Origin of the sequence: Microcystis sp. LEGE 00066 (assembly GCF_015207925.1) — a bacterium.
GTDB lineage: Bacteria > Cyanobacteriota > Cyanobacteriia > Cyanobacteriales > Microcystaceae > Microcystis > Microcystis ichthyoblabe_A.
The window spans coordinates 1-13,851 of sequence record NZ_JADEVX010000119.1 but is presented as its reverse complement, the minus strand read 5'-3'; the positions used below and the strand labels follow the sequence as shown (position 1 = coordinate 13,851).

Genomic DNA, 13,851 nt, shown 5'->3' with positions numbered 1-13,851 from the left:
TGTATTAGAGCAGGGTGTGGGGTTTGGGGTGTGGGGAGAACAAAGCTGCCTTTTGCCTTTTGCCTTTTGCCTTTTGCCTTCGTATAGATTATTCACGGTTTCTTTGTCTTTTTGCCCGTTGAATTTCTGCTTGTAGTTCTGCTATTTGTCGCTGTAATCTTTCGCTTTCGCTTTCGCTATCATTAGCATCAACATTAGTTGAGCTTTTTACCCCTGTTTTGGCATAGTTTCCCCAGCGAATTTGACGATAGGATTCTGAGTTAAACCATTCCTGTAGATACTGGACTCTTTCTACGGAAAAAGGATGGGTTAAAAAGGAACCATTACCGCCATGATAAATGAGAAATTTATAAATCTGGTTTAAGTTATCTTGGTCTAATTGTCGGTAGGCTTCCCCTTGGCGAATAAATTCTTCTAAGTTGCATTCATGCAGATATTTTTGACTTCCTCCTGCACATTTCATTAAAGTTCTCAGGACTAAATTTAAATCATCGGTAACTAATAAAGCGGCTCTGTCTGCGGATAATTCGGCTTTTCTGCGCCATTCATAAAAGGCATAAACTAGACCAGTAGTAATGGCTTTTCCTAGTCCTAAGGTGATGTCTCCAAGCAAATTAGCCGCTCCCATCACCCAAAAAGAAAGTTGAATTAAAATACTATGCTCGCATTTTAAATGACCTAATTCGTGGGCAAGAATTACTCGAATCTCCTCTTCATCTAAGAGGTCTAAAAGGGCAGTATTAAAGACAATATAGGGATGTTCCGAACCCAAAGAATAGGCATTGGCTAAAGGGTTTTGACTGACATAAAGATTCGGTTCTGGGGACATATCTAAATCCCGCAGACATTGGCGATATATACCGTATAAAGTAGCATATTGACGCGGGCCGACTTTTAGATCATTGCCCATTAATAAAATTTGCTGGGGACGTTCATAGAGATATTCGGAAAAACTTTTCGCTAATAAGTCAAACCCTGGAACTGATCTTAAGGCCTGTTCAGCTTGCTGATCTAGGGGATGTTTAAAAGCTTGACTGGAGATATCAGGATAACTTGGCATATTAATAAAACCTCTTGTAAAAATCAAAAATTGTTGTTAGGGTTAGGAGTCAGTAGCCGGTCGTCAGGAGTCAGGAGAATTAAGAATGAATAATAAGCAATTAAATGCTCTATTTACAGATTTTATGCCATTTAATCCTTATTCTTGCCGTTTTTGAAACCTCAAAAATTAATTATGCAAGAGGTTTATAGAATAAAAAAGTCAAAACTTGTCCTAAATTGATTCTATACAAATGCTTGATACATCTGCAAAATTGCGGATTCCAAAGTTGATTTGATTTCGGTGACATAGAATAGACCTGTGGGAGAAATGAGCTTTATTCTTGTTAACTATCCTTAGCAATAATTCCTAGATTCGATAACAAAGCTTGTAGGTTAGTTTGCACGGTAGCGGGTTGGTATCTCTTAATAGTTTCTAGGGAATTATCAGCGAGTTTTTGCCACAATTCCCTATTATCATAGAGTTCGATCACTGCGCGGGCAAATTCCTCGGCAGTATCGGCAATTAAAACATCCTGATGGTCAATTAATCCCATACCTTCCGCACCAATTTTTGTGGTAATAGTGGGTAATCCGAGGGAAAGACTTTGACCTATTTTACCCTTCATTCCCGCACCAAATCGCAGGGGAGCAACAAAAATCCGACTCTTTTGAAAATAGGGTTCTACTTCGGGGACATAACCGGTAACAATCACTTGATCATTGGCTAATTCTTTCACTTCATCCTTGAGGTTACTTCCTAATAAATTAACGGTAATGTCAGGACGGGATGCCCAAACTAAGGGCATAATTTCTAAACATAACCACTTAACTGCATCAATATTAGGAGGGTGATTGTAGCTACCAATAAATACTAAACCCGATCGCTGGTCAAAAGCAACTTTTTCTGACAGGGAAATTTCTTCATGGATATTGGGGATTACCCAAACATTTTTCACTCCTAAAGAGGATAAAACCTGCTTTTCGTCTTCCGTTACTACTACGGTTGCTTCCGCTTGATTAGCATAGTTTAACTCTAATTTCTGATAGGTTTCCCAACTCCAGCTAGTATTTTGATAACTGGGATCGAGATAGTCTTTTTGCCGTTTTAAACGTAGAAAATGCAGGTCAATTGTATCATAAATGATTGGTGCTTTTGTTTTTAAGCGAATTAAGTCCATATACTTATCGCACAATTCGGGACGACACAACCAAACTCCATCGATCAGAGGTAAATATTTGATTAATTTTTCTTCTAGATTATATCTTTGCGCTGTGCCATAAATAACCTCAATTCCCAGCTGTTGCAGGACGGAAGTATAGGGTTGTTCAGGATAGCCATTATCGGGAAAGAAAATCACTGAATAGCCTAAATTGAGCAGTAGCTTAAGAATATTTAATAAACGCACACAGCCAGACTCTCGATCGTATAGTGGAACGTAGGAGTCAATGACTAAAATTGTCGGTTTTCCTTGTAAACGTCGGGCAGCTCTGGGGACATTATTAGCATCGTTATCTAGGTGTTTAGTTAATACCTTTGACCATTTTTCTCGAAACTTAGTTTGATTAATCACTTGATATTGTTTGATCCCACTGGAAAGATCTGTTCCCGAGGTGATTCCTTCGTAGTGAATAACGTTAGATTGGGGTTGATAAAGGACTTGATAACCCAATTCTCGGAGGGCAAAACATAAGTCTGTATCTTCGTAATATGCGGGGATAAAGTCTTGACAAAAACCACCTAATTGCTTAAATAAATCTGTAGGAATTAATAAACTTGCTCCCGAACAATAGTCCACGGGACGGACATAATTATATTCCGGTTCCTCGGGACTATCTAAGCGTCCATAATTCCAACCATCGGCAGAATTCCAGATAATTCCCCCCGCTTCTTGTTGTTTACTATTAGCATAAATTAACTTAGAACCCACCGCACCAACTTGGGGATTATTGACAATTAATTTTAATAAACTTTCTAGACAATTTTCCAGAATACGAGTGTCGTTATTGAGAAAATATAGGTATTGACCTTTTGCTTGACTAGCTCCATAATTACAGGAACGAATAAAACCAGAGTTCTCTGCATTAGTTAATACTTTAATTCCTTTAACTAAAGTTGCTAATTGTTCTAAGGTGTCATCAGTGGAAGCATCATTAACAATGATTATTTCATAAGCTAAATCAGAACTTAAGTTAACACTCAAGGATTCCAAACAGTTAAAGGTATAGGCAAATTGGTTATAAGCAGGAATAATAATCGAGACGAAAGGATCATCACTACTGGCAATTTCTAGGGGTCGGGGTTCAGCTAGTTTAGCACTTTCGATCACCTGTTCTTCAAATTCAGAGGAACTCTTTCCTGTGAGAATTTTGATAATTTTTCGTTTCGTCTTTTTCAGTGCTGGTTTCCATCCTTCCTCCTGGAGACTAAAGACAAATTTTTTCAGCAGTTTTTTAACTTTGAAAATAATCATTATTACCATAAATACTCCTCTGGAGAAAACCAATCTTGTGCTAAATTTAAATCTCTTTCTGCTCTAACAATAGCTCCTTCCTTTAATTGTTGCTTGAGGTAGTTTCTCTGTGGTTCCATAATATATAATTTAATCGCTTCATTAATTAAATTATTATATTCTTTTTCAGGATAATCACTACTCGCCAACCATCGATCAAGAAGTTGCATGGTATCTTCAGGGAGAGTTATCTGAAGTTGTCTGGCCATTTTGTCTTTCCTAACCATATCTAGACAATAACAATTATAAACCCCTAGAGCGATTTTAGTTGCTGTCGGGATAAATTCTCGGGGCTGCGGCGATTAATTTTTGGGTGTAGGGGTGTTGGGGATGGCTAAAAATCTGTTCAGTGTCACCCATTTCAACTATTTTACCCGCAGTCATCACCGCAATTCGATCGCAGAGGAATCTCGCTAACCAAAGATCATGAGTTATAAATAAATAAGTGAGATTAAATAACTTTTGTAACTCTAACATTAACTCTAAAACCTGTGTCTGGACACTAGCATCGAGCATACTAACCGGTTCATCACAAATAACTAATTCTGGACGAGTAATTAAAGCGCGAGCAATGGCTACCCTTTGCTGTTGTCCCCCCGATAACTCCTTAGGATAGCGTCGATAAAATTCCTCTACCGGTGTCAAACCGACTCGATCTAACATTTCTAAAACCTGTTTTTTAGCGTTTTCTAGACTGACTTTTTGGTGGATCAAAAGCGGATCAGCGATACTTTCTCCCACAGTCATTAAAGGATTGAGACAAGCGAGGGGATCCTGAAAAATCATCTGCATTAAGCGTCGTTTGGGACGCATTTTTTCCCCCGATAAAGGGGTTAAGTCTTCTCCTAAAAATTCCACTTTTCCCCCGGTGGGTTTAATTAACTGTAATAGGGTTCGCGATAGGGTACTTTTCCCACACCCCGACTCCCCAACTAAACCGAATATTTCCCCTCGATACAGTTCAAAATTGACTTCATCCACCGCTTTAATAAATTTCTTTTCTTTTTTGAAAAAACCATCTAAAAAGTTACCTTCTAGGGTATAATGCTGTTTTAAATTATCCACCTTTAACACCGTTTCTTTACCTTGAATTGCTGTTGATTTTTCCTCGCGTAACTGTAGGTGTAAAGCGGCGGCTAAAAGAGAACGGGTGTAGGGGTGTTCAGGTGTATTAAAAACTGTTTTTACCGCTCCCGATTCGACAATTTTGCCCCCCTTCATCACCGCTAATCGATCGCAATATTCTCCCACCAGCGCTAAATCATGGGAAATTAACAATAATCCCATCTGTTCCTCGCTACATAAACGCTTTAATTCCCGCAGAATTTCCGCCGAAACCGTCACATCTAAACTGGTGGTGGGTTCATCGGCAATAATTAACTTAGGGTTTAATAATAAAGCTAAAGCAATGGCCACTCTTTGCCGCATTCCCCCGCTAAATTCGTGAGGATATTGGGACCAACGATTAGCGGGAATTTTCACTTTTTCTAGGACAGTACAAGCTTGACTTTTAGCTTGACGATAGGTTAAATTTCCCCGATGAGCTTGCAAAGTTTCCACACAATGATCGCCAATAGTCATCAGCGGATCCAGTCGCGTCATCGGATCTTGAAAGACTAATCCCACCGCTTCCCCGCGAAACTTTTCTAACTGTTTGCTAGATAAAGATAAAAGCGATCGCCCTTCAAAGGTAATCTCACCTTCCACGTGAGTGCGATTAGGTAATAACCTTAAAATAGCCTTACCGATGGTCGATTTTCCACAACCAGATTCACCCACTAATCCCAGAGTTTCCCCTTTGCCTATACTCAAAGATACCCCATCGATCGCCCAAGAGGGAGAACTTAATTCGGTCGGGTAGGCAATTTTTAGGTCTTTAATTTCCAACATGAGGCGATCAGTAACGATAAAAGTTAGGACTTAAGTAAGTAGTTATAATTAAATCGAAGATAGATTTTGCCTCTGATCCCCCCTGCCCCCCTTGATAAGGGGGGTGCCGATAGGCGGGGGGATCCCCCTTGATAAGGGGGGTGCCGATAGGCGGGGGGATCCCCCTTGATAAGGGGGGCATCTGATAATTTTTAACGCCTACCTAGGGTCAAGTATGCCACACAAACGGCGATCGAGCATTTAATCAGTTAATCGACAACTGCCCCTAACAAAAGCCGACAATACCCCTTTAAAGTCGCTACTCGCTCGCTAATTATCTGTAAACGCTTCTCCCGTCCTTGCCGCGCTGATGCCAAAAATAACCAATCCGTCTCCAGCAATCGCCACGATCGATATAGTTCCGTCTGGACCGCGCGCCAACGATTAGCCACCTCTGGACTGCAATTGTCATCATTTAGTGACAATATCTCCCCTTCTAGACAGGTTTGTAAAGCTTGAAAAGATTGTAACCCCGTGGAAGCATCCCCATCCAGAAGGGCAAGACTGAAATCCTCCAGTTTTCTTAACAAAGATTCGTAGGCTTGATGGTAATTTGTCGGTAGCATCCAATACAAAGAGCGTTAGAATTTGTTACATAAGATTAACGATTTGCCGTCACGGTTGCAAGTCCTCTCTCCTCCCAACCAGAGACAAAAACTTAAAAGAATCGCATCCTTTTCGCCGATAAGTCCGATTCTAGTGTTAGAGAATTAAGCAATCTGGCATCCCTTCGGCCTAATAATTTTCTAGTTATCCGTCTCCACCACCCCTATTATCCCCCCGATCCAACCATGAACGCCATCACTGCCACCCAACCAGAAACCCTCACCGCCCTTCCCCGGGCCACGGAACCGAAAAAAGCGTTAGTTTTACCCGATTGGCTGCAAGAATGCCTAATTACCTACGAAAACGACCCCCAGAATCCCGATAGCGATTTAATCTGTCGGGCCTTTAATTTCGCTCACAAACTCCACGAGGGGCAGTATCGCAAATCCGGGGAACCCTATATCGCCCATCCGATAGCTGTAGCGGGATTACTGCGAGATCTGGGGGGTGATGGGGCAATGATCGCGGCCGGATTCCTTCACGATGTGGTGGAAGATACGGAAGTCACCCCCGAAGAAATCGAGGCTAGATTCGGTGTCGAGGTGCGTAATTTGGTGGAAGCGGTGACAAAACTCTCCAAATTCAACTTTTCTAGCAAAACTGAACGGCAAGCGGAGAATTTTCGCCGAATGTTCCTGGCGATGGCTCAAGATATCCGCGTCATCGTGGTGAAATTAGCCGATCGCCTGCACAATATGCAAACCCTCGAACACCTTAACCCGCAACAGCAGCAACGCATTGCCCTCGAAACTAGAGAAATCTTTGCTCCTCTGGCTAACCGTTTAGGGATTGGGCGATTTAAATGGGAATTAGAGGATTTATGCTTTAAATACCTCGAACCCGATGCTTATCGCACCGTGCAGTTATTGGTGTCGGAAAAACGTATCGATCGAGAGTCCCGCATCGAAACCGTTACTAACACATTGCGGGAAAAATTGCAAGAAATTGGCATAAAAGTTCTTGATTTACAAGGTCGCCCCAAACATCTCTACGGCATCTATCATAAAATGCACAATCAGGGCAAAGAATTCGAGCAGATTTATGATATCGCCGCCGTCCGCATTATCGTCGAAACTAAAGAGGAATGTTATCGTTGTTTAGCCGTAGTTCACGACCAATTTACCCCGATTCCCAACCGTTTTAAAGACTATATCGGTTTACCAAAAGCTAACCGTTATCAATCTCTCCATACCACCGTTGTTGGTTTAAATGCCCGTCCCCTAGAAGTGCAGATTCGCACCCTAGAAATGCACCATGTTGCTGAATACGGGATTGCAGCCCATTGGAAGTATAAAGAAACTGGTTCTAGTCAAACAACTTTAACCGCCGCCGATGAAAAATTTGCTTGGCTGCGTAATCTGCTCGACTGGCAAAAAGACCTTAAAGATGGCCAAGAATACATGGATGGTCTGAAAAATAATTTCTTTGAAGAAGATATCTATGTTTTCACCCCCAAAGGTGATGTGGTGGCTCTGGCCCAAGGTGCAACACCGGTAGATTTTGCCTATCATATTCATAGCGAAGTAGGTAATCAGATGAAAGGGGCAAGAATTAATGGTAAATGGTCAGTTCTTGATGCTCCCTTGCAAAATGGTGATCTGGTGGAAATTCTCACCAGCAAAAATAGTCACCCTAGTTTAGATTGGTTAAATTTTGTCGTTACTCCTAGCGCCAGAAATCGCATCCGGCAATGGTACAAAAAATCGCGCCGAGAAGAAAATATTAGCCGAGGTCGTGATTTATTAGAGAAAGAATTGGGTAAAACTGGCTTCGATGCCCTGCTGAAATCAGAACGAATGCAATCGGTGGCTAAACAGTGCAATTATGTGGCAGTAGATGATTTATTGGCGGCTTTGGGTTACGGCGAAGTTACCCTAAAAAATGTGGTTAATCGTCTGCAAGAAACAGTTAAAAATCAACAGGAAATTTTAACCGTCAAAAATCCGCCCGATGTCCTGACTGATTCCCAATTGATTCTACCACCTTCTCCCGTTCAAAAGGCTTTACCCGTTAGTAAATCACCGATCGCCGGTGTGGAGGGATTAGTCTATCGTTTGGCCGGTTGTTGTTGTCCTTTACCTGGAGAAAATATTACCGGTATAGTCGCCCACGCCGGGGAAGGTATTGTTATTCACCGTCAGGGCTGCTCGAATGTGGAAAAAGCCGAAGCTGAACGCTTAATTCCTGTTAGTTGGAACCCTATAGATGACCAGGGACGTTATCAAACTTATCCAGTAAATATTCAGATTGAAGTGATCGATCGCGTCGGGGTTTTAAAAGATATTCTCTCTCGTTTAAGTGACCAAAATATTAACGTTCGCAATGCCGGAGTTAAGACTAATTTCGGTAAACCCGCTTTAATTTCTCTGAAAATTGAAGTAAAAGACCTGCAACAATTTGAACGCTGTGTTATTCAAATTAAGCTGATGAGCGATATTTTAAACGTTCGTCGCATCAGTCAGGTAAAAAGCGATCGAGAGTAAGTTAAACCTAAAATTTCTGCTAATATCCCCCAAACCCCGGAGCGCCTTAGCTTTGGAAGTGGGATGCTGACACTGACTAAAACCACGAGGGCAATATCTGCACTTTTTGTCACCGAACAGCGTAGGATCGATAATGAATCTGAGCGCAAAAATCCCTATGTTATTATCCCTACTCTCAGTCATCAGTTTTCTGATTAGTTTTCTGGTGGTTGCCCTGATTAAACAACGTTTTAGCCCAGGGCAGAATTAGGGGTGTTATTTATGTCGAACTCAGGCCCTCATAGTCTATAGCATCAAAAACACCATCGCTTAGATACAAGCGCCGGCTGTTAGGGGGTTGCGGTTGTGCGGATTTCCCGATCGCACCACGCCAGATTCTGATCATTTGGTCTTGTTCTTTCCAGAATGCCCCTGGATAGGGATGGGTGGTGGCACGCACCAGACGGTCCACCTCGGTGACGGTCATCGTCGGGTAAATTTGCCCATCTTCGGGAGTCCTTCCAGGCCATTCAGTCGCTTGAGAGTCATCTTGTGGTCTTGGTTGTAAGCGATCGCTAATTAGTTCTGGCCAGATGCGACCGATCAACTGCTGGTGAGCGATCGCCACCCGTTGATAAAGAGTCGTTGCTGTTTCATCAGCAGCGATCGCTAATTTTTCCTGGGCTAAAATCGGGCCTGTATCCACCCCTTCATCTAATTGAAATAAACTCACTCCTGTTTCAGGTAATCCTTTGATAATCGCCCAAGGAATAGAAGCGCGACCGCGGCCTACGGGCAGCAGTGTCGGGTGCATTCCTAGTACACCCCTTTTTACTGCCTGAAGAACCGGTGGTTTAGCAATTTGAGACCAACCAATGATGAACAGCCAATCGATTTCTCTCTCTTGCAGGGATTGAATAACTTCTGGAGCGTTGACACTACGAATTTTTACAACTTCTATACCTCGCTGCTGACAGAAAGAATCCACATAAATCCGCCCTGATTTATCTTGAGCGAGGTTATCTTTGAGAGTAATCACTAAGTCTAGTTTGCCACCTTGTTCGTAGATGGTTTCCATACAAGCAAGACCCAATTGTACACAGGTAACAAAAGCAAATTTCATAAAAACTGACCTTAATAAACTGGAGGTTTTTTAGTTAGATAACCAAAGGTTCTAAAAATGATAGTTACATCTCCCCAAAAGGAGATCTTACTGGCATACTTACCATCCCATTCTCCCTTTTCTAAATCAGGCATATTATCGTAGGAATTGACTTGTGCTAATCCCGTTAACCCCGGTTTACAACCAGTGGAGCCGTTTCGCTCTCGTAAGCTGCACAGGTCTGTTTGAGAAGGTAGGGCAGGGCGAGGGCCAACTATACTCATATCCCCTCGTAAAATATTAATTAACTGGGGCAGTTCATCTATATTAGTCCGACGAATAAATTGGCCAATACGAGTAATCGTTAAAGAATTAGCCTGCGCCGAAGGAACTTGGGCCGCATTAACCCCCATACTCCGAAACTTCAGCAGTTCAAACAATTTTCCCTCTTGGCCGACGCGCTGTTGTCGAAACAGCGGCGAAGCACCATCCTCTAGATAAATGGCTAGGGCGGTTAATAACATGAGCGGAGATAGAATTAATAATGCGATCGCCGCTAAGACAATATCTAAAAGACGTTTTCCGTAAGAACTATACATAGATCAACACCAACTTTCACAATTTAAGCTAGAGAAAGAACAGCGAAAACCCAGACACGATCAAGTTTTCCCTTTGTTACTTTTAACTTTTTACTTGGTATAACCTCTAATCCCCCCAATTGTCAAAGCCTGAAAAGCAGTTTGAAAGGCTTCGGCATACTTCATTCCCGCTTGTCCACCTCGGTAGGCAGCTAAACCCGTCAGGATTTCAGGGCTACGAGGGTGAGGAAAATCTCTCATCACTCCTCGATAAGAACGCAGGGCTTCGATTTTTTGTTCCAAGCAAGTTTCGCCGATTTCAAAGAAAGTATCGGGAGAAAAGCTATTGCCTTGCACGGGAAAAGACCAATCCGTCGCCGATAAAATCTCCATAAAGTATAGTCCCCGTAAGGGGGGTAAGTCCGAGCGACGCTGAAATAATCTGGCAGCTGCCTGACAAGCGATCGAGGTATGATGGTGGTCATTGTTCAGATCGTGAGGATGATGAGTAAAGATAATATTTGCCTGAGTTTGCTGGATGGCCTGCTCGATAAACTGCACTAGCTCTAGATGGGGAATCGTATTAAATTGTATATTCGGAAAATTACCCAAAATTGCGCTTTTAAAACCAATTATCGTTTTAGATGCCTTAATATCTTCCAATAAATCTGGCAAATCGGGACGCTGACGGCGGGCATCCACCTGACCAGATAAGATACAAGGGTACACGGCAACGCCTTGAGCGGCAAGAGCGGCGGCAGTGCCACCACAGCCCAAGACTTCATCGTCGGGATGAGCTACAATAATTAAAACTGTCATGCTTCTCTGGGGAAACTTATAGGTCAAGACAAGAAACTCCCTCTTATCTTACTATTGATGGTAAAATTTGCGGGAAATCTAAATGACAAGAAAGCCGACTAAGTATTTTATTGCTCCATTGTTAGGGCTAATCGCTCCTATAAAGTAAAGGGCGCTTGCCAATCAAGGTTTTTTTGAATTTGCCTAGTATTAAGACGGAAATTGATGAAACCCGCTTTTGAACTCCACGATTTCTTGCTGTTGCCTAAAAAAGAGTATGATTAATCATCATGGCTAGTTGTATTAGTTGTCTGATAGCAAAAGGCAATGAGGAATATCGGTAAGACTTCCATGACCTCTCTTGTTAGTTAATTTGGTAGAATCTTTGAGTATTACTATATTAGTATTAACTACTTAGGAAACCTAGGAGCATGGCTGAGTTTACCTCTGATTCTAGGATTAATTGTTCTCGGAGAAATTTATCTGAACAAGAGAGTTAGCGAGCATAATTTATCAGTGACAAGAAAAGAATAATTTTTTTTGCTATGGACTGAGGGGTTATTCAAACCTAGAGAATGTTAGACTAAATCCTCTTGAAAGATTATAGGAAACGGGGGGTAAGGAGCAGAATTAATCACTCAAATAGTTATTGAAGAAAGTCGTTTCTTTCACTCAAGAACTGATGGTTTTAATCTGGCAAAAACAAAGCTATTTATCTCTTATCCCTCCTAACCAAGAGAAAAGAAAAAATTAATACTTATCGGCCAGGGTTAGCTGATATGATTAGGGAGATGACTATCATTCCCAAGTCAATGAGCGCAAGAACATTATTCGATAAAGTCTGGGACGCACACACGGTTAAGATTCTTCCCAGTGGACAGACACAATTATTTATCGGACTGCATCTAGTGCATGAAGTCACCAGTCCGCAAGCTTTTTCGATGCTGAGAGAAAGGGGTTTAAAAGTATTATTTCCAGGACGGACTATTGCCACCGTCGATCACATCGTCCCCACCGAAAATCAAGCACGTCCTTTCCTTGACGATTTGGCCGAGGAAATGATCCGAGCGATCGAAACTAATGTTCAAACCAATCATATTCCTTTCTACGGCATCGGTTCTGGCAATCAGGGCATAGTTCATGTGATCGCTCCTGAACAGGGTCTAACTCAACCCGGGATGACGATCGCCTGTGGTGATTCCCACACCTCCACTCATGGCGCTTTTGGTGCGATCGCTTTTGGCATCGGCACTTCCCAAGTACGCGATGTTCTTGCTACCCAAACCCTATCCCTATCGAAATTAAAAGTGCGTCGAGTGGAGGTAAACGGCGATTTAAACCCTGGAGTCTATGCTAAAGATGTAATTCTCCATATTATCCGTCAATTGGGCGTAAAAGGCGGTGTTGGTTACGCCTACGAGTACGCTGGTAGTACAATTGAACAGATGTCCATGGAAGAAAGGATGACGATTTGTAACATGGCGATCGAAGGTGGGGCCCGATGTGGTTATATCAACCCCGATCAGATCACCTACGATTACCTCAAAGGTCTTGATTTTGCGCCTAAAGACTGGGAAAGTGCGGTTAATTGGTGGGAAAGCATTAAAAGCGATGCCGATGCAGTTTATGACGATGTGGTGGTCTTTGATGCCGGCGAAATCGAACCCACCGTTACTTGGGGGATCACCCCGGGCCAAGGAATCGGGGTTAACGAAGTCATTCCCACTCCCGATAGTTTACCGGCAAGTGAAAGAGCGATCGCAGAGGAAGCCTATCAATACATGAAACTCACCCCCGGCACCCCGATTAAAGGCACAAAAATCGATGTCTGCTTCGTCGGTAGCTGTACTAACGGCCGGATCAGTGATCTGCGCGAAGCGGCCAAATTTGCCCAAGGTCATCGTGTTGCCCCCCATGTGAAAGCTTTTATCGTCCCCGGTTCCGAAAGAGTCAAAAAACAGGCGGAAGCGGAAGGATTAGACCAAATTTTCCTAGCATCGGGCTTTGAATGGCGCGAGGCTGGCTGTTCCATGTGTTTAGCCATGAATCCCGATAAATTGCAGGGAGATCAGATCAGCGCTTCCTCCTCCAATCGTAACTTTAAAGGTCGTCAAGGTTCCGCTTCCGGGCGTACTTTGTTGATGAGTCCGGCGATGGTGGTAGCGGCAGCGATTAAAGGGGAAGTCACCGATCCCAGGGAGTTGTTACAGTAGTTATCTCAAGGGTGAGATAGGAGGCAGGAGTCAGGAGTCAGTATTCAGTTATCAGTTCACTGAGAAAACACCCCACACCCCTCTCCCATCTCCCTTCTCTACAATAATTACTCGCAACCAGAAATACCTTGGGTTCCTATCATACTTTGTGCTTTTTGTCAAAAAAACTTTTTTTTTGCAATAAAACTACATAAAAAAAAGATCATCGTTGTGGGTGAAATTGACTGATTTACCCGTTTTAATTAGGATCACCTTCTAGGTGTGGCAAGGGTTTCAACCATTGCTGCCCAAAAAAGCACAGAACAACCCATTATGAAATTCTATCAAATCGCTGTAACCATGATAACGTCGTTGTTAAATAAAAATATTTCTCAATTAATTCTTAAGAATTTATAAATATTGCGGAATGTTAATTTAAATATTCTCAAGTTTTTGCAGTAAATCAATAATTTTTACTTATCTTTGTCCAACATTGGGTTAGAAGTCAGGAGTCAGGAGTCAGGAGTCAGGAGATAGAGTGATAGGGTTTTGGGGTGATAGGGTGATAGGGATTTAGGGGTTTAGGGAAATTTCAGCCAAATGCTTCACTTCCCCACTTCCCCACTTCCCCAC

Annotated in this window: 11 protein-coding genes and 1 pseudogene; 4 read left to right on the top strand and 8 right to left on the bottom strand. The window is 42.5% G+C overall.

The features are described from left to right. Window positions 1-88: 88 nt before the first annotated feature. The 5 genes from IQ224_RS15830 to patD form a co-directional block, all read right to left on the bottom strand. Window positions 89-1,060, bottom strand: coding sequence for a M48 family metallopeptidase (locus IQ224_RS15830; protein WP_194033188.1), 972 nt, complete (start codon window positions 1,058-1,060; stop codon window positions 89-91). 325 nt (window positions 1,061-1,385) lie between these two features. After that, entirely contained in the window at window positions 1,386-3,521 is a 2,136-nt protein-coding gene (locus tag IQ224_RS15825) for a glycosyltransferase (protein ID WP_194033187.1), read from the bottom strand. Beyond that, window positions 3,515-3,760, bottom strand: coding sequence for a hypothetical protein (locus IQ224_RS15820; protein WP_002738900.1), 246 nt, complete (start codon window positions 3,758-3,760; stop codon window positions 3,515-3,517). Before IQ224_RS15820 ends, IQ224_RS15825 begins: the two co-directional genes overlap by 7 nt. Before the next feature lie 55 nt (window positions 3,761-3,815). Further along, window positions 3,816-5,441 carry an ABC transporter ATP-binding protein gene (locus tag IQ224_RS15815; RefSeq protein ID WP_194033186.1) on the bottom strand — a complete coding sequence of 542 codons (1,626 nt, stop codon included), beginning with the start codon at window positions 5,439-5,441 and terminating at the stop codon, window positions 3,816-3,818. Between the two features lie 248 nt (window positions 5,442-5,689). Next, entirely contained in the window at window positions 5,690-6,046 is a 357-nt protein-coding gene (gene patD / locus IQ224_RS15810; protein ID WP_194033185.1) for a heterocyst frequency control protein PatD, read from the bottom strand. A 225-nt stretch (window positions 6,047-6,271) separates the two neighbouring features. Between patD and IQ224_RS15805 the strand changes: the two genes are divergently transcribed. Together IQ224_RS15805 and IQ224_RS24640 are read left to right on the top strand one after the other, a co-directional pair. Next, window positions 6,272-8,569 (top strand): bifunctional (p)ppGpp synthetase/guanosine-3',5'-bis(diphosphate) 3'-pyrophosphohydrolase, encoded by a 2,298-nt coding sequence (locus tag IQ224_RS15805; RefSeq protein ID WP_194033184.1) that lies wholly within the window; start codon window positions 6,272-6,274, stop codon window positions 8,567-8,569. Window positions 8,570-8,632: 63 nt separating this feature from the next. Continuing rightward, window positions 8,633-8,767 carry a hypothetical protein gene (locus IQ224_RS24640; RefSeq protein ID WP_255527470.1) on the top strand — a complete coding sequence of 45 codons (135 nt, stop codon included), beginning with the start codon at window positions 8,633-8,635 and terminating at the stop codon, window positions 8,765-8,767. A 61-nt stretch (window positions 8,768-8,828) separates the two neighbouring features. Here the strand turns inward: IQ224_RS24640 and IQ224_RS15800 are convergent, their stop codons facing one another. The 3 genes from IQ224_RS15800 to IQ224_RS15790 all read right to left on the bottom strand — a co-directional run bounded on the left by IQ224_RS15800 (window position 8,829) and on the right by IQ224_RS15790 (window position 11,047). Then, entirely contained in the window at window positions 8,829-9,671 is an 843-nt protein-coding gene (locus IQ224_RS15800; RefSeq protein WP_036401343.1) for a formyltransferase family protein, read from the bottom strand. Window positions 9,672-9,682: 11 nt separating this feature from the next. Beyond that, complete coding sequence (locus IQ224_RS15795) at window positions 9,683-10,249, bottom strand: sugar transferase (protein WP_002738376.1); 567 nt, start codon at window positions 10,247-10,249, stop codon at window positions 9,683-9,685. A gap of 90 nt (window positions 10,250-10,339) precedes the next feature. Further along, complete coding sequence (locus tag IQ224_RS15790; RefSeq protein WP_002744943.1) at window positions 10,340-11,047, bottom strand: PIG-L deacetylase family protein; 708 nt, start codon at window positions 11,045-11,047, stop codon at window positions 10,340-10,342. Window positions 11,048-11,425: 378 nt separating this feature from the next. Between IQ224_RS15790 and IQ224_RS25055 the strand changes: the two are divergent. Both IQ224_RS25055 and leuC read left to right on the top strand, forming a co-directional pair. Then, window positions 11,426-11,560, top strand: a pseudogene (locus IQ224_RS25055) (glycosyl transferase family 4); the annotation flags it as partial. Between the two features lie 278 nt (window positions 11,561-11,838). Continuing rightward, on the top strand, window positions 11,839-13,239 hold the full coding sequence (gene leuC / locus IQ224_RS15785) for a 3-isopropylmalate dehydratase large subunit (RefSeq protein WP_002744944.1): 1,401 nt from the start codon (window positions 11,839-11,841) through the stop codon (window positions 13,237-13,239). Window positions 13,240-13,851 lie beyond the last annotated feature (612 nt).